The sequence below is a fragment of the Halobellus ruber genome (assembly GCF_014212355.1).
GTDB classification, from domain to species: Archaea; Halobacteriota; Halobacteria; order Halobacteriales; family Haloferacaceae; genus Haloquadratum; species Haloquadratum rubrum.
This window is the reverse complement of record NZ_JACKXD010000003.1, coordinates 197,186-217,021: the sequence shown is the minus strand read 5'-3', so window position 1 is coordinate 217,021 and position 19,836 is coordinate 197,186. Positions and strand designations below refer to the sequence as shown.

Sequence of the window (19,836 nt, the reverse complement as noted above, 5' to 3'; positions counted from 1 at the left end):
ACAGCAGTCGCCGGTTGCCTGCCGTCGGGAGGTTGGGACGGTTCTCGGCGCCGACGCGACTGACGGGATTCAAACCCCGCCGGCCCGTACGCCCGCCCACGATGCATTTCGACCAGCGAACCCAGGCGGCGCTCCGGGACGTCGGCCTCGACGACGCGGCGATCCGGGAGGCGTCCGACGCCGTCGCCGCGGCCGTCGAGCGCGACGCCGACCGCTTGCAGGACTTCTTCGATCGCGACGTGATCTACTCGGATATGGAGATGGCCCACTCGGCCGGCGGGATCAACGAACACGCCGTCGAGTATCTCGACCTCTTCACCCACGGCAGCGACCTCCGCGGCTACCTCCGGTTCGGGACGTGGGGCGTCCCCGTCGAGGGCGGCCGGGTGCTCTCCGAGGAGGTCGTCGAACTCTCGCTCGGCCCGACGGTCCACGACCGGGTGCGGTTTGCGGCCGACGGGGACGCCCTCCGATGAGCGGCGCGGGGACGGGCGATCCCCCCGACGCGGCCGACGGCGGGGTCCCGAACGTCCGCGTCCGCGGGATCTACGCCACCGCCGTCACCCGGCTACTCCTCGACGCCGGCAACGACGTCGTGGGCGCCTCCGAGCCGATCCGCGAGCGGTTCGACGCCGACTTCGGCGACGACCCCCACGACGCGACGGTCGCGACCACCGACGACAGACAGGGCGTCGGCGTCCACGGCGGCGACGACGCGGTCGCGACGGTCGGGTCGGTCCTCTCGGACGTCGGCCGCGACACCTTCCTATGGGACGACCCCACTCCGACCGGCGCGGTGTTCGACGCCCGCGTGACCGACACGCGCGGCTCCGGGGCGGTCTGTAACCTCGGCGACGTGGAGGGGTTTCTCCCCTACGACGCCACCGACGCGTACCTCGAATCCGGCGACGCGGTCCGCGTCCAGGTGCGGGAGAGCGCGCCGCCGTGGGCCGACCGCCGCGCGGACCTCGGCACCGGGATCCGCGCCGCGAGCGGCTTTGCGACCCTGATACGGGGTCGGGAGGGCGTCACGGTCGACACCCGCGACGACGCCGCCGGCCGGGAGCTCGCGGGGATGACCGACCTCGTCGGCGTCGACGTGCCCGACGGGTGGGGCATCGAGTGGTCCCACGCCGCCACCCGCGCCGGGATGGACGCGCTTGCAGCCGCCCTCGACGGCGCGGCCGGCCGGGCGGCGGCGCTGGACGCCACACTCGGCACGGACGCGGGCGACGCTTCGGACGCCGACCCCGACTCGGCGCCCCGGCGCGTGGCCGCCCCGGCGACCGGCCGGTGGGTGTGGTTCGGCCGGGAGTCCCGCGGTGCGCTCGACGACGCCCGCCGCCGGGTGACGCCGACGATGCCCGGCCACCACCGCACGAAGGCTGCAAGCGAGGCCGCAAGCGCCGGCGTCGACCTCGCGGAGGCGCTGTGTGGGTCGGCGCTGGGCGGCAGTTCCGACCGGGATGGCTCCGACGGCGACGACGGCGCGGCCGACGCCGACGCCGGCGAGTTCCCGTTCGACGTCGTGACCCGGCAGTTCGGGCCGCGGGAGGGCGACACCGTCGCGATCACCCACGGGAAGCCGGACGGCCGGGCGTTCCCGCTGGGCCGTGGCGAGGTCACCGACTGGGCGGCCGACGGCACGATCGAGATCACCCGCACGATGTCCGGCAGCGGGACTTACGACGGCCTGGGCACCGACCGCGCGGCCGGCGACACCGCAACCACGAAAGTCCGGGAGGGGCGGTGGTGGTACCCCACCGTCTACCGGAGCGAGGAGGGGGAGTCGAAGGGCACCTACGTCAACGTCTGTACGCCCGTGGAGTGTTTCCCGGATTCGATCCGGTACGTCGACCTCCACGTCGACGTGGTGAAACGCCCCGACGGCACGGTCGAACGGGTCGACGACGACGAACTCGACGCGGCAGTCGACGCCGGGAACGTCCCGCCTGCCGTTGCGGAGAAGGCCCGGTCGGTGGCGGCGAGCCTGGTGCGTGCGCTCTCGGAGTGATACGGAGTACTGTGGTCAGTTACCGGTCATCGCTCACGCGGGATCGCCGATGATCGGTAATTCGTTACAATAATCCGTATGAGGCGGGGAGACGCCCCGCCGGTCCGCTGGCGCCCGCGCCGGCCTCCGGCAGGACGCTCCGCGACCCCGTCGCGCCCCGAGAACAGCAAGTTTATCACTCGCTCGCGGCGAAAGATTCCCCAAGATTCTCTCTAGGAGGTCAATGGTGACACAACAAACACAGCAACCGGAGGTGAACATCGGACTCGTCGGCCACGTCGACCACGGCAAGACGACGCTCGTCCAGGCGTTGTCGGGGTCGTGGACGGACCAGCACTCCGAGGAGATGAAGCGCGGAATCTCCATCCGACTGGGCTATGCCGACGCCACGTTCCGAACGATCCCCGGCGTCGACCCGCCGGAGTGTTACACGGTCGAGGAGACCGGCCCCGACGGCGAGGGGACCGAACGGCTCCGGACCGTCTCCTTCGTCGACGCGCCGGGCCACGAGACGCTGATGGCGACGATGCTCTCGGGCGCCGCGATCATGGACGGGGCGGTCCTCGTCGTCTCCGCCACCGAGGACGTCCCGCAGGCCCAAACCGAGGAGCACCTGATGGCGCTTGACATCATCGGGATCGACAACATCGTCATCGCCCAGAACAAGATCGACCTCGTCGACCGCGAGCGGGCGGTCGACTCCTACGAGCAGATCGAGGAGTTCGTCTCCGGCACCGTCGCCGAGGGGGCGCCGATCGTGCCCGTCAGCGCCCAGCAGGAAGTCAACATCGACCTCCTGATCGACGCCGTCGAGCGGGAGATCCCGACCCCCGAGCGCGACGAGACCGAGGACCCACAGCTGTTCGCCGCCCGGTCGTTCGACATCAACCGCCCGGGCACGACCTGGGAGAACCTCGCCGGCGGCGTCGTCGGCGGGTCGGTCGTCCAGGGCAAACTCGAAACCGGCGAGGAGCTCGAACTCCGCCCCGGCCGGGAGGTCGAGGAGGGCGGGTCCTCGGAGTGGCGCCCGATCACCACCGAGATCCGGTCGCTGCAGGCCGGCGGCCGGAGCGTCGAGGAGGTCCGCCCCGGCGGGCTCTGCGGCATCGGGACCGGGCTCGACCCCAGCCTCACGAAGGGCGACGCCCTCGCCGGCCAGGTCGCGGGCGAACCCGGGACGCTCCCGCCGACCCGCGAGGGGTTCACCATGAGCGTCGAACTCCTGGACCGGATCGTCGGCGAGGACGAGGGGTCCGTCGAGGAGATCTCGACCGGCGAGCCCCTGATGCTCACCGTCGGCACCGCCACCACCGTCGGGTCCGTCACCAGCGCCCGCGGCGACGAGGCGGAGGTCAAACTGAAACGCCCGGTGTGTGCGGAGTCGGGCGCACAGATCGCCATCAACCGCCGGGTCGGCGCGCGGTGGCGGCTCATCGGGATCGGGACGCTCCAGTGAGCCCTCCCGTCCGTGTCACGGAGCACAGTGACCGATCGTGACGCGGACGCCGGCGGACGCGCCGCGACGTCGACCGACGCGACGGTTTCGGCGGACGGCACGATGTCCGAGGACGCCCCGACGGTGATCCTCGACACCAACGCGCTGATGATGCCGGTCGAACTCGGCGTCCGGGTGTTCGACGAACTCGACCGGCTCGTCGGCGACGCCGACCTCGTCGTTCCCCGAGCAGTCCTCGCGGAGTTGGAGAAACTCAGCGAGGCGGGCAACGGCGAGGCGGCGACCGCCGCCGCGGTCGGCCGCGACCTCGCCGCGCGGTGCCGGGCGGTCGACACCGAGGCGTCGTACGCCGACGACGCGGTGGTCGAACTCGCGGCCGGCGACGCCGCGGCCGACTACGCCGTCACCAACGACAGGCCGCTCCGCGACCGGTTGCTCGAACGCGGCGTTCGCGTAATCGGTTTAAGGGGCCGAACCACATTGGAGATAACAGAACCATAACGTATGTACAAACGGGTACGACTCACAGACACGGTAGAGGTGCCCCCGCGGCACCTCGCGGACGTGACGCCACAGCGGGTCAAGCGGCTCCTGCAGGACAAACTCGAAGGCCGGATGGACGAGGAGGTTGGCAGCGTCGTCAGCGTCGTCTCCGTCCGAGATGTCGGCGAGGGGACGGTGCTGCCCGGTCGCGCCGGCGTCTACTACGAGGCGGAGTTCGATGCCATCACCTTCGACCCCTCGATGCAGGAGGTCGTCGACGGGGAGGTCGTCGAGGTCGTGGAGTTCGGCGCCTTCGTCGGTATCGGACCGGTCGACGGCCTGCTCCACGTCTCCCAGATCTCCAACGAGTATCTGGCCTACGACGAGGAGAACCAACAGTTGGCCTCCACCGAGTCCAACCGCACCCTGAGCGTCGGCGACTCGGTCCGGGTCCGGGTGGTCACGAAGAGCATCGACGAGCGCAACCCTCGCGACTCGAAGATCGGGCTGACCGCCAAACAGCCGGGGCTCGGAAAACACGGGTGGCTGGAGGACGAACGGCAGTCCGCAGCCGCCCCCACCGAGGCGGAGGGTGGGTAGATGGCCGAGTCCCGCATCGCCTGCCGGGAGTGCCACTACATCAACCACGGCGACTCGCAGGCGTGTGAGAACTGCGGCTCCAGCAGCCTCACCGAGGACTGGGCGGGGTACGTCGTCATCACCCACCCCGAACGGTCGGAGATCGCCGAGGAGATGAACGTCGCCGAGCCCGGCGGCTACGCGCTGAAAGTCCGCTGACCCGATGCTCTCGCTGCCGTCGGACCTCCGCGAGTCGTTCAAAGAGCCGCTCGGCCCGGTCTACACCGACGCCGGCGCGCTGCTCTCTGACGCCGGCCGCCCCGTGATCGCGGTCGGCGACGTCGTGGCCTACCACCTCCGGGAGGCCGGCTTCCGGCCCGCGGTCGCGGTGATCGACGGCCGGACCGAACGCGAGGCCGTCGACGACGAGGTCCGGGCGGCGCTGTCGGACCCCGAGCGCCGCCGCGACGTCGAAAACGCTCCGGGGACGCTCGGGGAGCCGCTGCTCTCCGCGCTTGCCGACGCCGTCGACGACCACGACTCGGAGTCGGACCCCGTCACGATCGTGGTCGACGGCGAGGAGGACCTCGCGACGCTTCCCGCAGTGCTCGTCGCGCCGCTCGGGGCGACGGTCGTCTACGGTCAGCCCGGCGAGGGGATGGTCCGCGTGGCGGTCACGCCGGACACGAAGGCAGAGATGCGGTCGCTGCTCGAACGGATGGACGGCGACGTCGCCGGGGCACTGGCAGCGCTCGGCGTCGACGCGTAGTCGGCGCACGGAGCCGCGGGATTTAATCCCGTTCCGGCGCCGATCCGGCGTGTGTCCCTGCCGAGAGACGTCCTCCTGTTCAGTACCGTGTTGATGCTGTGGGCGGTGCAGATCGAAGCGAGCGGCTACGGGCAGTCCGGAACGATCGTCCTCACGTCGCTTGTGGTCGGCGTGATCGGACTCCTCGGGAGCGTCGTCGCCACGTTGCGGGCGACGGAGCCGGCCGCGAGGGCCGACGCCGACGAGTCATCCGGACGGCCGTGTTCCCTCGAACGAAATCCTTTTACTCCTTTCCGGTGGAAGGTAGAGTAACTGAACGATGGAAATCGACATCATCTCCGAGGACGACAACCCGATGCTGCATCGGTCCGACGTCCGCTTCGAGATCGCCCACGAGGAGGCGACCCCCTCGCGGCTCTCCGTGCGCGACAGCCTCGCGGCGAAACTGAACAAGGACGCAGACGAGGTCGTCGTCCACGACCTCGACACCAAGTTCGGGATGCGCAAGACGGTGGGCTACGCGAAGGTCTACGAGTCGCCGGACTTCGCCCGCGACATCGAGCAGGAGCATATGCTCGACCGGAACAAGATCGAAGCCGACGCCGACGCCGAAGAGGCCTGAACCGGCTCCTTCTCGATGCGAATCGTCGGACTCGAGGGCACCGCGTGGGCCGCGAGTGCGGCGCTGTACGACGCCCGAACCGACGAGGTCAACGTCGAGACCGACGCCTACGAACCCGACAGCGGCGGGATCCACCCCCGCGAGGCCGCCGAGCATATGGGGAACGCCGTCCCCGAGGTCGTCGCCGCGATCTTGGACGTTGCCGCCGAGAGTGGCGAGAGTGACGCCCCGGACATCGATGCCGTCGCGTTCTCCCGGGGCCCCGGCCTCGGTCCCTGTCTCCGGGTGGTCGGCACCGCAGCGCGGGCCCTCTCGCAGACGCTGTCGGTGCCGCTCGTCGGCGTCAACCACATGGTCGCCCACTTGGAGATCGGCCGGCACCGCTCGGGGTTCGATTCGCCGGTCTGTCTGAACGCCTCGGGCGCCAACGCCCACCTGCTCGGCTACCACGACGGCCGGTATCGGGTGCTCGGCGAGACGATGGACACCGGCGTCGGGAACGCGATCGACAAGTTCACGCGCCACCTCGGATGGTCCCACCCGGGCGGCCCGAAGGTCGAGACGTGCGCTCGCGATGGCGAGTACCACGACCTCCCGTACGTGGTCAAGGGGATGGACTTCTCGTTTTCGGGGCTCACGTCGGCCGCGAAGGATGCTGTCGACGAGGGCGTGCCGGTCGCGGACGTCTGTGCCGGACTCCAGGAGACGGTCTTTGCGATGCTGACGGAGGTTTCCGAGCGCGCGCTGTCGCTGACGGGAACCGACGAACTGGTTTTAGGCGGCGGCGTCGCCCAGAACGACCGCCTCCGGGAGATGCTCCGATCGATGTGCGAGCAGCGCGGCGCCGACTTCCACGCGCCCGAACCCCGCTTTCTCCGGGACAACGCCGGGATGATCGCGGTGCTGGGCGCGAAGATGTACGCCGCGGGCGATACGATCGCCGTCGAAGAGTCGGCCGTCGACCCGAACTTCCGCCCCGACGAGGTGGCGGTGACCTGGCGGGAGGGCGAGCGGTCGGTGGCCCGCGACCCCGCGGCCGCGGGGACGATCCGCGGCGCGGAGGCGACCGTGACGATCGAGGGCGACCGCGTCGTGAAGCGCCGCGTGCCGAAGGCGTACCGCCATCCCGACCTGGACGACCGGCTCCGCGGCGAACGGACCCGCGCGGAAGCCCGGCTCACGAGCGCCGCACGCCGGGTCGGGGTGCCGACGCCCGTCGTCGCCGACGTCGACCCCGAACCCGGCACCCTCGAACTCCGGCGGGTCGGTTCCGACGACCTCGCCGCCGGGGTGACGCCGGACCGGTGTCGGGCGGTCGGCCGCCATCTCGCGACGATCCACGGCGCGGGGTTCGTCCACGGCGACCCGACCACCCGGAACGTCCGGATCGGCGACGGCGACGACGAGGTGTTCCTCATCGACTTCGGACTCGGCTACTACACCGACCACGTCGAGGACCACGCGATGGACCTCCACGTCTTCCGGGGGAGCGTGGCGGGGACGGCGACCGATCCCGAGCCGTTGCTGTCGGCGTTCGAGGCGGGCTACGCCGAAGCCGGCGACGACGACGTCCTGGCTCGACTGCGGGAGATCGAGGGCCGCGGCCGGTATCAGGGGTAGGGTGCGGCGGTCGTCGCTCCCTTCCGCTCTGCGTCCGCCGTCGATCGCCGTCCACCCCTCCCCGCTCCGGCCGCCGATTCCGGGGGTCGGCCCGCAGTGACAAACGATTTACTCCTGCCTGGCGTACCGTCGGGTATGGCAGACAAACCGAAGCAAGGCGAGATCCTCGGCATCCCGTACAACTTCGAGCGCCCCTCGATCGGTCGGCTGCTGTCCTCCCACTGGCAGCCCGGCAACGGGATGCTCGTCCGGAAGCCGTTCGGTATCGGCTACACGCTCAACCTCGCCAGTTGGCGGTCGTGGGTTGTGCTCGCGGTCGTAGGTGTGCTTCTGTGGCAGGAGAACGGCGCCGGCGACGCGGAGGCGGAGCCCGACGACGGCGACGAGGACGATCCGGTCGAAGTCGTCGTCGACTGAGCCGCGGCCGGCGCGGCGCCGACGCGATGCTGACGCCCCGTTCTCAGGGCTCCCGTCCCGACGCGGAACCGACGGGGCTTTCTCCGGCGCCGTCGCAGATCCTCGCGGATGCTCCGCTACGTCACGACCAACTCGGGGAAGGTCCGGGAGGCCCGGGAGTACCTCGACGGCGTCGAACAGCTGGACTACGACTACACCGAGGTCCAGGCCTCGGAGTTGGGGCCGATCGCGGCCCACGGCGCCCGGGAGGCATACCGCCACGCCGGCGAACCAGTCGTGGTCGACGACTCCGGGCTGTTCGTCGACGGCTTCGACGGCTTTCCCGGCCCGTACACCGCCTACGTCGAGCATACGCTGGGGATCGAGACCGTCCAGCGCCTCGCGGCGAGCGAACTCGACGCCCCGCAGCGGGCGGCGTTCCGTTGCGTGCTGGCGTACTGCGACGGCGACGCGTTCGCGGCGACGCCGGACCCGGTCGACCGCGCGGACCGCAGCGCCGCGGCGGCCGCGGGTGCAGAGGACGCCGACGGTGACGGCAACGACCCCGCGGCCGACGACGCCCTCCCGGTGAAGCTGTTCTACGGGTCGGTCCGGGGCCGGCTGGTCGAACCCCGCGGCGACGGCGGGTTCGGCTACGACCCCATCTTCGAACACGACGGGCGGACGCTCGCGGAGATGAGTCCCGCCGAGAAGAACGCGGTCTCCCACCGCGGCCGCGCGCTGGCGAAGTTCGCGGAGTGGTTCCAGAACCGATCGGCCGGGGAGTAGGCGGTCCCTCGACCGTCAGGGCCGGCGTCACTCGCGCCACGGAGGACCGCTGCCGCCGCCCCAGGCGCCGAGTCTATAGCCTTATCAGTCCGACGACCGAACCTCCGGGTATGCATATCGTACCGGACACGAGCGCGGTCATCGACGGTCGCGTGTCCGAGCGGGTCGAGTCGGGCGACGTTGCGACGGTGTCGGTTCCGGAGGCGGTCGTCGGCGAGCTCGAATCCCAGGCCAACGACGGCCTCGACGCCGGGTGGGAGGGGCTCGAGGAGCTCCAGCGGCTCGCCGACCTCGCAGACGCGGGGGCCGTGGAGGTCCGGTACGTCGGCCGGCGGACGAAACCCAGCGAGTCGAGCGGCGCCCACGAGGGCGACATCGACGCGCTGATTCGGTCGGTCGCCGAGGAGGAGGGCGCGACGCTGCTTACCAGCGACGTGGTCCAATCCGAGGTTGCGAAGGCGAAGGGCCTCGACGTCGACTACGTCGAACCCAGAGTCAGAGGCTCCGGCGGGCTCGTCATCGAGGACTTCTTCGACGAGCGCACGATGTCGGTCCACCTCAAGACCGGCACGCGACCGAAGGCCAAACGCGGCGCCATCGGCGAGATGAGCTACCAGACGATCGACGACGAGGTGACCGACGAGGCCACGATGAAGGAGTGGGCCGACGACATCGAGGAGACCGCCCGGAGCAGCCCCGACGGCTTTCTCGAACTCTCAGAGCCCGGAATGAGCATCGTGCAGTTCCGGGACTACCGGATCGCGGTCGCCCGGCCGCCCTTCGCCGACGGGATCGAGATCACCGCCGTCCGGCCGATCGTCAAGACCGACCTGGAGGACTACGAGTTCGCCGACGAACTGAAGGACCGCCTGAAGGAGCGCCAGCGCGGGGTTCTCATCTCGGGGTCGCCCGGCGCCGGGAAGTCGACGTTCGCGCAGGCGGTCGCGGAGTTCCTGACCGACAGCGACTACGCGGTGAAGACGATGGAGAAACCCCGTGACCTCCAGGTCGGCGCCGACATCACCCAGTACACCGCCCTCGGCGGGGATATGGAGAAGACCGCCGACTCGCTCCTCTTGGTCCGCCCGGACTACACCATCTACGACGAGGTCCGGAAGACGAAGGACTTCGGGGTGTTCGCGGATATGCGCCTGGCGGGCGTCGGGATGGTCGGCGTCGTCCACGCCACCCGCGCGATCGACGCGCTCCAGCGGCTGGTGGGCCGGGTCGAACTCGGGATGATCCCCCAGGTCGTCGACACCGTCGTCTATATCGAGGACGGCCGCGTCGACACCGTCTACGACGTCACGACCGAGGTGAAGGTCCCCGAGGGTCTCACGGCGGAGGACCTCGCGCGGCCGGTGATACAGGTCGCGGACTTCGAGACCGGAAAGCCGGAGTACGAGATTTACACGTTCAACCGCCAGGTCATCACGGTGCCGATCGGCGACACTCAAGAGGAGGAAAGCGGCGTCAGCCGGCTGGCCCGCCAGGAGGTCGAACGCGAGATCAAATCGATCGCCCGCGGCCACGTCGACGTGGAGCTACAGGGGCAAAACACCGCGATCGTCTACGTCGACGACGACGACATCTCCAGCGTGATCGGGAAGGGCGGCGGCCGCATCTCCGACGTCGAGGACCGGCTCGGCATCGACATCGACGTCCGGACGCACGACGAGCGACCCGGCGGCCACGGCGGCGGTTCCGGCAGTCCCGGCGGGGGCGGCGCTCCGAGCGGCGGCGACGACGGCATCACCGTCACCCCGGAGGTCACCTCCCGCCACGTGGCGATCCGGCTGGACGAACACGTCGGCGAGACCGTGGAGGTCCGCGCCGACGGCGAGTACCTCTTTACGGCGACGGTGGGTCGCGGCGGCGAGGTCCAGGTCTCCCGCGGCAGCGCCATCGCCGACGAACTCGAAGCCGCGATCGACCGGAAACAGCGGATCACCGTCCACCCGGCGTAGTCGGCCGGATCAAAAACCCGGGGCTACCGCACCTCAGTGGAACATATCGAGCAGGAAGATCGAGAGAAAGCCGACGAAAAACAGCGTCGTCGACACCGGCGTCTCGGGCACCTTCCCGGCCTTCACGAGGAGTTCCTCGGTGACGAGATACAGCAGCGCCGCCGAGCCGAACGCGAGGATGACCGCGATCGGGGCGCCGGTCACCCCCTCAAGCAGAAGCACGCCGCCGGTCACGCCCGACGCGAGCAGCAGCCCGAACACGGCCGGAACCGAGAGCTTCCGGAGCACGCCCATCCCCTGCGGGAGCGCGACGACGCCGGCGACGCCGAGAAACAGCACCTCGATCGCCAGCGCCACCGCGATGATGACGCCGGTGTCGGGGTTGTCGAGGAAGGTGACCCCGATCAACACCCCGTCGATGAGCATATCGATCCCGACGGTGATGAGTAGGCCGGCCGCGCCCGCGAACTGGCCGCCCACGTCGCGCTTCTCGATCGTTTTGCTCAGTCGGTGGATCCCGAGCATCGTCACGACCCCGATGGCGAACCCGAGGACGACGACCTGCGGCGCCCGCTCGTGGACCTCCGGCAGCAACTCCGCGGCGACGGCGGCAGTGACGACCCCGGCCGCGAAGTGTTGGACGTTGCTCTCCATCTGCGGGCCGGGCGGCCGGTAGACGGCGACCACGCCGCCGACCAGGGCGGCCACGACCGCCAGCGCCGTGTACGACAGCGCCTGCACCAGTACCATACGGTCCGATCCAGACCGAAGGCGTATCATCCTGACGGGCGGCGGTCGGGCGGGCCCGCCGCCGGGCCCGCCCGAATCGGTCGATTCTTCCGCCGACCGCGGCATCTGGTGGTATGGACGCAGACACTCCCCCGCCGGAGGTGCTGGACGAGCTGTTCGACACGATCGAGGATCGGAAGGAGACGCTCCCGGAGGGCTCCTACACCGCGTCGCTGTTTACCCACGAGAAGGGCGAAAACGCCGTCTTGGAGAAGCTCGGCGAGGAGACGACCGAGACGATCCTGGCGGCGAAAGACGACGACCGCGAGGAGTTGCTGGCGGAAAGCGCGGATCTGGTCTATCACCTGCTCGTAGTGCTCGCGATGGAAGAGGCCTCGCTGGATGACCTCCGTACGGAGCTCCGGGATCGGTTTTGAGCGTCTACCGGGGATCTGTCGCTTCGTCCACGATGCCGGGTTCGACGGCGACGACGTCCCGTCCGCATAGCCGCCCGAACGTGGCGGCGTTCCATTGCGGTCAGGTCAGGTGTCCGGGCCGAGGGCCGTGACGGGGCATCAACGGCACCGAACGGCCGTCACGCGTTGGAGAGCCGGCCTCGGTCGAGTCCGGGTAATCAGTTTCGTCCTGTTCGTCTGGGTCGGCGTTGTCGTGTGTCGTCATCGGATGGTTGGTGTGCGGCAGTCTGGAGGCTGTGCCACCGTCGGAGTGCTATCCGAGACGTACCAGCGCCATCATCGGCTGAACGACGGCACCCAAACATAATAAAAGTTTATTATCAATTGCGCGCCACACGACCGTCGCCCACTCCGGGTGCAACGGTGCTCGCAACCCTTCGCACCCGAACTCCGGTACTGCGAGCGACGGCCGCACAGCGTCCCATCGGTCGTTGCCGCGCGGCACCGCTGTCCGCGCGGGTGCAGGAACGTTCGGCTATCGGAACCGCACGCCGAGGTCCGACAGGCCGTCGTTCCGCTGGGCGACGTTGATGAGCAGCGGCGTCAGCGACTCCACCTCCGCGGCGTTCGCCAGCCCGCCGGCGTCGAGCGGGCGGATCCCGTCGATGTCCGCCGCCAGCCCCGCGACCGTGTCCTTCGCGTCCTCGTCGTCGGCGAGCAGCAGGGTGTCGACGTCGAGGTCGGCGTTGAGGTCGGCGAGCCGGCCGGCCGCGAGCGAGTGGAACGCGCCGACGACCGGGACCTCGTCGGGCGCAGCGTCGGCAACGAGGGCCGTGACGCTGCCGGCGCTCGGCGGGTGGTAGTGGAAGCCGTCCTCGTCGCGGGTGAGCCCCGCGGCAGGGGTGACGAGGATGTCGCCGGCGCCCACGTTGTCGGCGACGGCCTCGACGGTGTCGGCGACGTGGTACGGCGGGACCGCGAGCACGATCACGTCGGCGCGGTCGGCCGCCATCGCGTTCTCGAAGCCGGTGATCTTCGCGTCGCTGCCGTGCGATTCCAACGTCGCCTCGTAGTCGTCGGCCGCGGCGTGTGCGGCGTCGGGGTCGCGGGAGCCGATCACGACGTCGTGGCCGGAGTGATACCCCCACCGGAGCGCGAGCCCCTCGCCGATGTCGCCCGTCCCGCCCAGAAGTGCGATTCGCATACGTGTCGGTGTGGCTGCGCGCCGCTAAAGGGTTGCGTGACCGGGTACCCCTGCCGGTGTCTCCGGGATCACCGCGTCACCCGCCCGCTCGCGACGCCGACGGTGCGTACACGAGCAGGAATCCGAGCAGCGGCGCGACCACGAGCGTCCCGAAGAGGACGCCGGTCCGGATCCCAGTCCCCACCGGGAGGAGTGACCACGCGCCCAGCCCCACGGCGTCGGCCACGACGACGACCGTCGCGAACCGGAGGAAGTTCCGCCGGACGTCGGTCATCCCGCCACCCCGTTCACGCCGGGCGCTCCCCGCGCCGCCGTGGGTTCAGCCGCTTCGCCCGGGCCGCGACCAGCCACCCGGCGGCGAACGCGGCCAGCCGGGGGCCGAACCCCTCGTACCCCAGCGTCGCCAGCCCGACCTGCCCGCCGGCCGCGACGACGAAGAAGACCACGAACTGGATCGTCTGATCGCCGAGTTTCGCACTCGGCGACGCCGCGTTCCGGGCGAGCCGAGCGGCCACCGGTCCGACGAGGGCGAAGACGACCGCCGCGACGACCGGCCGCGGGACGCCGGTCCCGGCCGGAAACAGCGCGTACGCGACCACGAGCGCCACCACGGCGGCGAAGACGGTCGCCCACCCGAGGCGTTCGACGCGGAGCAGGTCCATCGGTCGTCGTTTGGCGAGCCGAGGAATAAGGGTGTCCGTCGCCACCCACGGCGGTCACGTCTCCTCGCCCCCGAACACGACCCCGGGAAGGTCGTTGACCGTCTCGACGACCGCGTCGGCACCGACCGATTCGAACGCCTCGCGTCCCGATTCCCCGGTCAGCCCGCCGGTGAGCACGCCGATCCCGTGGTAGTCCCGGTCGGGGTCCTCGGCGGCGGCGTTGACCGCCGTCCGCACGTCGTCGAGGGTGTCGCCCGCGAACGCGACCGCCGCCGCGTCGAACCGTTCGGCCAGCGTGACAAGTGCCGCGGGGTCGGGCTTGCCCGCCGCCCAGTCGTCCATCGTGAACCGGTGGCGGTCGGGGACGTCGAGGTCGACGCGGTCCAGCGCGATGTCGGCCTCGGCGGCGGGCCGGCCGGTGAGGACGCCCACCGCTGCGCCCGACGTCAACCGGTCGAGCGTGTCGGGGTCGACCAGGACCGGCTCGTCGTGGATGTAGCCGGGCGCGTCGAACGGCGGGTCGCCGCCCTCCAACTCCCGATACAGGTCGGTGCCGAGATACAGCGCCTGGAACGCGTCGCGGAGCGCCTCCGAATCCCACGCGTCGCGGACGGCCGCGAGGTCGTCGGAAGAGAGGTCGTCTTCGAGGACCGACTTGGCGGCGGCGAGACCGCCACCTGCCTCGCGGATCCGCTCGGCGAACGCCGGGAGGTCCAGCGGGTCGCGCTCGTCGGCGAGGACGTACAGCGCGACCGCGTCGGTCACGTCCCAGTCGTTGTTGAACCCGCCGGCGTCCTTGAAATACTGGACGTCGGCGCGGTCGACCGTCCGGCCGTACAGCCGCTCGACGGACTCGACGATCGCGCGCCGGTAGGAGTCGGCCACGTCGATCAACACCCCGTCGATGTCGAGGACGACCGCGTCCGCGTGCATACCGGCGAGCCGTCGGCCGGCGGCTTTACGTTTGCGTCTCGGCGGGATTTCGCCCGCCCCGAGTTAGGAGATATTTTACCGCGGCGTCGCCAGGGGACAGGTATGAGCGACTACGACCCGCAAGCGCTCGAAGCCCGCTGGCGGGAGCGGTGGGCCGAGGAGGGCCGCTACGAGGCCGACCCCGCCGACGCGGCGGGCGGCGACGACGACCCCACGTTCATCACCGTCCCGTACCCGTACCCCAGCGGCGGGATGCACATCGGCCACGCCCGGACCTACACCGTCCCGGACGTCTACGCCCGGTACCGGCGCCAGCAGGGCGACAACGTCCTCTTCCCGATCGCGTGGCACGTCACCGGTACGCCGATCATCGGCGCGGTCGAGCGGCTGAAGAAGGGCGAGGAGGACCAGCTGTCGGTCCTCCGCGACACCTACAACGTCGCCGAGGACACCCTCGAAGAGCTGGAGACCCCGATGGGGTACGCCCGGCACTTCATCGAGAACCATTACAAGAAGGGGATGCGCGATCTCGGCCTCTCGATCGACTGGCGCCGGGAGTTCACCACCAACGACGACCGCTACTCGAAGTTCATCACCTGGCAGTACGAGACGCTGAAAGAGCGGGGCCTCCTGGAGAAGGGCCTCCACCCCGTGAAGTACTGCACCAACGAGGAGCAGCCCGTCACCACCCACGACCTCCTTGAAGGCGAGGAAGCGGAGTTCCAGGAGTACACCCTGATCCGGTTCGGCCACGGCGACACCGTGGTCCCGATGGCGACGCTTCGGCCCGAGACCGTCCGCGGCGTCACCAACGCCTACATCGACCCCGACGCCAGCTACGTGCTCGCCGACGTCGACGGCGAGGAGTGGTTCGTCTCCGCGCCCGCCGTCGAGAAGCTCCAACTCCAGGGCCGGGAGGTCACCCCGAAGCGCACCGTGGCCGGCGACCACCTGGTCGGCCGGCGGGTCGAGAACCCCGTGACCGGCGACGACGTGCTGGTGTTGCCCGCCGACTTCGTCGACGCCGACAACGCCACCGGCGTGGTGATGTCGGTGCCGGCGCACTCACCCGACGACTACCTCGCGCTCCAGGAGGCGAAGGCCGACGACGACCGCCTGTCGGCATATGGGATCGACCCCGCCGCCGTCGACGAAATCGAGCCGGTGCCGATCCTCTCGGTCGAGGGCTACGGCGAGATTCCCGCGAAGACCGCGGTCGAAGCGGCGGGAATCGAATCCAGCACCGACCCCGACCTGGAGGCGGTCACCCGCGAACTCTACAACAGCGAGTTCCATTCCGGGCGGTTGAACGAGGAGTACGGCGAGTTCGCCGGCGAGGTCGTCGAGGCGGTTCGCGGGCGGTTCCGCGACGCCCACCGGGAGTCGGGGGCGTTCGATTCGATGCGGGAGTTCTCCGAGGAGGTCGTCTGCCGGTGCGGCGGCGACGTCGTGGTCGCCGAACAGGACACGTGGTTCCTGCGGTACAACGACGAGGCCTGGAAGGCGAAGGCCCACGACGCCGTCTCCCGGATGGAGGCAATCCCCGAGAACACCCGCGGGGAGTACGACCACACCATCGACTGGCTGAACGAGTGGCCCTGTATCCGGAACTACGGGCTGGGGACCCGGCTGCCGTGGGACGACGAGTTCGTGATCGAGCCGCTGTCGGACTCGACGATCTATATGGCGTACTACACCATCGCCCACCGGCTGGGTGAGATCCCGATCGAGGACCTTGACCGGGAGTTCTTCGACGCGCTGTTCTACGGCGAGGATGCGGTCGAAGACCCCGACGAGCGGGCGCTGGACCTCCGCGCGGAGTGGCAGTACTGGTACCCGGTGACCTACCGGTTCTCCGCGAACGACCTCATCTCGAATCACCTCACGTTCTACCTGCTGCACCACGCGGAGCTGTTCGATCCCGAGGAGTGGCCCGCGGGGATCGTGATAATGGGGATGGGGCTGCTCGAAGGCGAGAAGATGTCGTCGTCGAAGGGCCACGTCGTCCTGCCCGACGCCGCGATCGAGGAGTACGGCGCGGACACGGTCCGCTTCTTCCTCTTGAACTCCGCGGAGCCGTGGCAGGACTACGACTGGCGGACCGAACAGGTCGAGTCGGTACGGGCGCAGTTGGAGCGGTTCTGGAACCGTGCGGCGGCTATCATCGACGACCCCGGTCCCGACGAGCGGCCGGAGCCGTCCACCGCCGACCGGTGGCTGCTGTCGCGGCTCCAGCGCACCGTCGCCGACGTGACCGAGGCGCTTGACGGCTCCGAAACCCGGACTGCGAGCCAGGCCGCCTTTTACGACTTCGAGGAGGATCTGCGGTGGTACCGTCGACGCGCGGACCTCTCGGCGCCAAGCGCGCGGTGGACGCTACGGGAGGTTCTCGAAACCCGGCTGCGGCTGCTCGCGCCGTTCGTCCCGTTCCTCGCGAACGAACTCCACGAGCGGCTGACGGGGACGCCCGCGGAGGACGCGCCGTGGCCCGAGGCCGACGACGCGTTCCTCGATCGGGGGGTCGAGGCCGCCGAGACGCAGGTCGAGCGGCTGGTCGACGACATCCAGGGGATCCAGCAGTCCCTCCGGAACGCCGACGATGACGTTCCGGAGGCCGACCCCGACCGGATCCGGGTGACGGTTGCGGCCGACTGGAAGCACGGCGTGTTCGGCACCGTCGCCGCGGTCGGCACAGACCAGGGCGCGGTGATGAGCGAGGTGATGAGTGACCCCGACCTCCGGGACCGGGGCGACGCGGTCAACGATCTGGTGTCGGAACTGATCGAGTTCGCACGAGCGCGTGACGCCGACGAACTCGCCGCGCTGTCGGACCTCGACGAGGCGGCGGTCTACCGGGACGCCGCGGACTTCCTCGGCGCCGAGTTCGACGCCGAGATCGTCGTCGACGTCGAGGCCGACGACGAGGCCGGCGCGGTCCCCTTCCGGCCGTCGATCGAACTCGAAGCGGCGTAACCGCCGGCCGTCCCGGGTCCTCCTCCGGCGGACGTGCTCGCCCCGACTCACGAAGGTTTATCACCGTCCGGATAATGAATTTCCACGATGGCAGAGGCAGAACAGGAGAGTCTCGGCGACCTTCCGCCGAGCGCGAAGTTGGTATTCAAGGTGCTCGAATACAACGGCCCGCTGACACAGAAGGGGATCGTCCAGGAGTCGATGCTGTCGGCTCGGACGGTCCGCTACGCGCTCGAACGGCTCGAGGGGATCGACGTCGTCGACGAGGACGTCTACTTCGCCGACGCCCGACAGAACCTGTATCAACTCACCGACGACGCGCCGAAGACCCACCCGGCCGAGGGCGACGCCGACGAGGCGGAAGCCTGCTGCGCCGAGTAGGCCACGTTCCGACCCGCTCGTTTCTCCGGTGAGCCGGCGGCACTGGCTCCGAACAGCGGTGCCTCCGATCACTCAGGATCGCTATCCCGTATGACAGCCACAGCCGAACGCCGGTGGGTCAGACCGGCCGCGCAGGAGCAACGCGAGTTCGGCTAAGCCGAGCGGGAGTGGATCAAGCCGGCGTTGGATGACGCCTTCCGCGACGGGATCGACCCGACTGACCCCGACGGCTCGCGAAAAGTTAACCCGGTCCGGAACCGACTACGGATATGTCACTCTCGCTCGACGCCACCCAGCTGGATCGGTACTCCAGACACATCATAATGGACGAGGTCGGCCCGGATGGACAAAAGCGGCTGCTCGACTCGCGGGCGCTCGTCGTCGGGGCGGGCGGGCTCGGCTCGCCCGTGATCCAGTATCTCGCCGCGGCCGGGGTCGGTCACCTCACGATCGTCGACAACGACGTCGTCGAGCGGAGCAACCTCCAGCGGCAGATCGTCCACGCCGACGCCGACGTCGATCGGCCGAAGGTCGACAGCGCCGCGGCGTTCGTCGCCGATCTGAACCCCGACGTCGACGTGGTAACGCACCGGACGCGACTGGAAAAGGGGAACGTCGCCGACATCGTCCCCGGGCACGACGTCGTGGTCGACGCCTCCGACAACTTCCCCACGCGGTATCTCCTCAACGACTTCTGCCGGCTGGAAGGGGTCCCGATCGCCCACGGCGCGATCTACAAGTTCGAGGGGCAGGTGACGACGCTCGTTCCGGAGGGCCCGTGCTATCGGTGTCTGTTCCCCGAGGCACCCGAACCCGGGACCGTCCCCGACTGTGCGGCCACGGGCGTGTTGGGCGTTCTCCCCGGAACAGTGGGCTGTCTTCAGGCCACCGAGGCCGTGAAGCTCCTCCTCGACGCCGGCGACCCGCTCGTCGGTCGACTGTTGTTTTACGACGCGATGGATCTGAGTTTCGAGACCGCCGAGTACCCGCAGAACCCCGAGTGCCCGATCTGCGGCGACGACCACGTCGACTCGATCGAGGGCATCGAGTACACCTCGGCGTGTGCGGTCAGCGCCGACTGATCTTCGAGGGCTCACGCCCGCCGCCCGCGCGGCACCGATCTAACGCACCGCCGGAGCACCGCCGCCTCTGCCTTCCGAAGGTGCTCGGCCGCGGTCCCGACCGAACAGTCGAGTTCTTCCGCGACCGCATCGAGCGTCGTCTCTCGCGGGTCCGCGTAGTATCCGGTCTCGACCGCGACTTCCAGCGCCGCCAACTGCCGCGGTGTGAGCGCGGCTGTCGGGTCGGATAGCCGTCCGTCGTAGGGACGCACACGCCGAACGGTCACGTCGATCCCGTCGGGCAAGCCGTCGAGCGCCGTGGTCAGTTCGTCGTTCGCCCCGACGAGCGAGACGTCGATCGTACGGTCCGCCCGGTAGATGACCGGCGGCACGACAACGACACCCGTGTCGAGGAACGACGCTGTGAGCCGTGCGTCGGCGGATCGCTGGTTTTCGGTGAGCGCCAGGTGGAACCCACGGCGGCCCTCCGCCGCCGCGGTCTCGTACTCGACGATCGACGGCTGCTCCGCCAAGGCCTCGGTGTAGGCGGCCTCGTCGTCGCCGTCGACGAAGAACACGAGCGTGTTTCGGTCGCCCACCGACGGGTTCCAGTGTCGCAGTCGCGTCTCCCGGAACCCGGGCGTATCGGCCACGAACGCGTGCATCGGGTGGACGTACGTCGGCGAGGGAGCGAGCCGGAGCCGGACCGAGCGCATCAGGCCTGCCCTGACGCGCTACGATTATAAATCACCCTCACAGCTACGGCAGTAGTTCCAGGCGAT

At 69.8% G+C, this 19,836-nt stretch carries 23 protein-coding genes; 17 read left to right on the top strand and 6 right to left on the bottom strand.

Features of this window, described 5'->3' with window-relative positions:
• Window positions 1-101: 101 nt before the first annotated feature.
• The 13 genes from H5V44_RS09550 (at window position 102) to H5V44_RS09490 (ending at window position 10,695) form a co-directional block, all read left to right on the top strand.
• The gene (locus H5V44_RS09550) at window positions 102-476 is read left to right on the top strand and encodes a DUF7532 family protein (RefSeq protein ID WP_185192897.1); all 375 of its coding nucleotides are present in this window, start codon (window positions 102-104) and stop codon (window positions 474-476) included.
• Complete coding sequence (locus H5V44_RS09545; RefSeq protein ID WP_185192896.1) at window positions 473-2,014, top strand: DUF402 domain-containing protein; 1,542 nt, start codon at window positions 473-475, stop codon at window positions 2,012-2,014. Before H5V44_RS09550 ends, H5V44_RS09545 begins: the two co-directional genes overlap by 4 nt.
• Window positions 2,015-2,240: 226 nt before the next feature.
• On the top strand, window positions 2,241-3,470 hold the full coding sequence (locus tag H5V44_RS09540; RefSeq protein WP_185193254.1) for a translation initiation factor IF-2 subunit gamma: 1,230 nt from the start codon (window positions 2,241-2,243) through the stop codon (window positions 3,468-3,470).
• A gap of 102 nt (window positions 3,471-3,572) precedes the next feature.
• A complete protein-coding gene (locus tag H5V44_RS09535) occupies window positions 3,573-3,971 on the top strand; it encodes a DUF188 domain-containing protein (protein WP_185193253.1) in 399 nt (132 codons plus the stop codon).
• A gap of 3 nt (window positions 3,972-3,974) precedes the next feature.
• The gene (locus H5V44_RS09530; RefSeq protein WP_185192895.1) at window positions 3,975-4,553 is read left to right on the top strand and encodes a DNA-directed RNA polymerase; all 579 of its coding nucleotides are present in this window, start codon (window positions 3,975-3,977) and stop codon (window positions 4,551-4,553) included.
• Window positions 4,554-4,751, top strand: a complete 198-nt coding sequence (gene spt4, locus H5V44_RS09525) for a transcription elongation factor subunit Spt4 (protein WP_185192894.1) — start codon at window positions 4,554-4,556, stop codon at window positions 4,749-4,751.
• Between the two features lie 4 nt (window positions 4,752-4,755).
• Window positions 4,756-5,301: a GTP-dependent dephospho-CoA kinase family protein gene (locus H5V44_RS09520; protein WP_185192893.1), complete on the top strand. Its 546-nt coding sequence runs from the start codon at window positions 4,756-4,758 to the stop codon at window positions 5,299-5,301.
• A 51-nt stretch (window positions 5,302-5,352) separates the two neighbouring features.
• Window positions 5,353-5,613: a hypothetical protein gene (locus H5V44_RS09515; protein WP_185193285.1), complete on the top strand. Its 261-nt coding sequence runs from the start codon at window positions 5,353-5,355 to the stop codon at window positions 5,611-5,613.
• Between the two features lie 7 nt (window positions 5,614-5,620).
• Window positions 5,621-5,923: a 30S ribosomal protein S24e gene (locus H5V44_RS09510; protein ID WP_185192892.1), complete on the top strand. Its 303-nt coding sequence runs from the start codon at window positions 5,621-5,623 to the stop codon at window positions 5,921-5,923.
• A gap of 15 nt (window positions 5,924-5,938) precedes the next feature.
• On the top strand, window positions 5,939-7,543 hold the full coding sequence (locus H5V44_RS09505; protein ID WP_185192891.1) for a bifunctional N(6)-L-threonylcarbamoyladenine synthase/serine/threonine protein kinase: 1,605 nt from the start codon (window positions 5,939-5,941) through the stop codon (window positions 7,541-7,543).
• A gap of 135 nt (window positions 7,544-7,678) precedes the next feature.
• Window positions 7,679-7,960 (top strand): DUF5808 domain-containing protein, encoded by a 282-nt coding sequence (locus H5V44_RS09500; protein WP_185192890.1) that lies wholly within the window; start codon window positions 7,679-7,681, stop codon window positions 7,958-7,960.
• Between the two features lie 108 nt (window positions 7,961-8,068).
• Complete coding sequence (locus H5V44_RS09495; protein ID WP_185192889.1) at window positions 8,069-8,728, top strand: non-canonical purine NTP pyrophosphatase; 660 nt, start codon at window positions 8,069-8,071, stop codon at window positions 8,726-8,728.
• A 110-nt stretch (window positions 8,729-8,838) separates the two neighbouring features.
• On the top strand, window positions 8,839-10,695 hold the full coding sequence (locus H5V44_RS09490; protein ID WP_185192888.1) for a PINc/VapC family ATPase: 1,857 nt from the start codon (window positions 8,839-8,841) through the stop codon (window positions 10,693-10,695).
• A gap of 33 nt (window positions 10,696-10,728) precedes the next feature.
• Here the strand turns inward: H5V44_RS09490 and H5V44_RS09485 are convergent, their stop codons facing one another.
• Window positions 10,729-11,445 carry a ZIP family metal transporter gene (locus H5V44_RS09485; protein WP_185192887.1) on the bottom strand — a complete coding sequence of 239 codons (717 nt, stop codon included), beginning with the start codon at window positions 11,443-11,445 and terminating at the stop codon, window positions 10,729-10,731.
• Window positions 11,446-11,558: 113 nt separating this feature from the next.
• Here H5V44_RS09485 and hisE point away from each other — a divergent pair, with 113 nt between their 5' ends.
• Window positions 11,559-11,861, top strand: a complete 303-nt coding sequence (gene hisE / locus H5V44_RS09480; RefSeq protein ID WP_185192886.1) for a phosphoribosyl-ATP diphosphatase — start codon at window positions 11,559-11,561, stop codon at window positions 11,859-11,861.
• A 514-nt stretch (window positions 11,862-12,375) separates the two neighbouring features.
• Here hisE and npdG read toward each other — a convergent pair.
• From npdG to H5V44_RS09460, 4 genes are all read right to left on the bottom strand, one after another.
• A complete protein-coding gene (npdG, locus tag H5V44_RS09475) occupies window positions 12,376-13,044 on the bottom strand; it encodes an NADPH-dependent F420 reductase (RefSeq protein ID WP_185192885.1) in 669 nt (222 codons plus the stop codon).
• Between the two features lie 76 nt (window positions 13,045-13,120).
• Window positions 13,121-13,318, bottom strand: a complete 198-nt coding sequence (locus H5V44_RS09470) for a hypothetical protein (protein ID WP_185192884.1) — start codon at window positions 13,316-13,318, stop codon at window positions 13,121-13,123.
• 13 nt (window positions 13,319-13,331) lie between these two features.
• Window positions 13,332-13,706 carry a hypothetical protein gene (locus H5V44_RS09465; RefSeq protein WP_185192883.1) on the bottom strand — a complete coding sequence of 125 codons (375 nt, stop codon included), beginning with the start codon at window positions 13,704-13,706 and terminating at the stop codon, window positions 13,332-13,334.
• A gap of 54 nt (window positions 13,707-13,760) precedes the next feature.
• Entirely contained in the window at window positions 13,761-14,639 is an 879-nt protein-coding gene (locus H5V44_RS09460) for a TIGR01548 family HAD-type hydrolase (protein WP_185192882.1), read from the bottom strand.
• A 102-nt stretch (window positions 14,640-14,741) separates the two neighbouring features.
• Between H5V44_RS09460 and leuS the strand changes: the two genes are divergently transcribed.
• The 3 genes from leuS (at window position 14,742) to ubaA (ending at window position 19,075) form a co-directional block, all read left to right on the top strand.
• Window positions 14,742-17,612 carry a leucine--tRNA ligase gene (gene leuS / locus H5V44_RS09455; RefSeq protein WP_185192881.1) on the top strand — a complete coding sequence of 957 codons (2,871 nt, stop codon included), beginning with the start codon at window positions 14,742-14,744 and terminating at the stop codon, window positions 17,610-17,612.
• An 87-nt stretch (window positions 17,613-17,699) separates the two neighbouring features.
• Window positions 17,700-17,993: a MarR family transcriptional regulator gene (locus H5V44_RS09450; RefSeq protein WP_185192880.1), complete on the top strand. Its 294-nt coding sequence runs from the start codon at window positions 17,700-17,702 to the stop codon at window positions 17,991-17,993.
• A gap of 269 nt (window positions 17,994-18,262) precedes the next feature.
• Window positions 18,263-19,075 (top strand): SAMP-activating enzyme E1, encoded by an 813-nt coding sequence (gene ubaA, locus H5V44_RS09445; RefSeq protein WP_185192879.1) that lies wholly within the window; start codon window positions 18,263-18,265, stop codon window positions 19,073-19,075.
• Between the two features lie 11 nt (window positions 19,076-19,086).
• On the opposite strand, the gene H5V44_RS09440 is transcribed toward ubaA, so the two are convergent.
• Window positions 19,087-19,770 carry a helix-turn-helix domain-containing protein gene (locus tag H5V44_RS09440; RefSeq protein WP_246403889.1) on the bottom strand — a complete coding sequence of 228 codons (684 nt, stop codon included), beginning with the start codon at window positions 19,768-19,770 and terminating at the stop codon, window positions 19,087-19,089.
• Window positions 19,771-19,836: the final 66 nt, after the last annotated feature.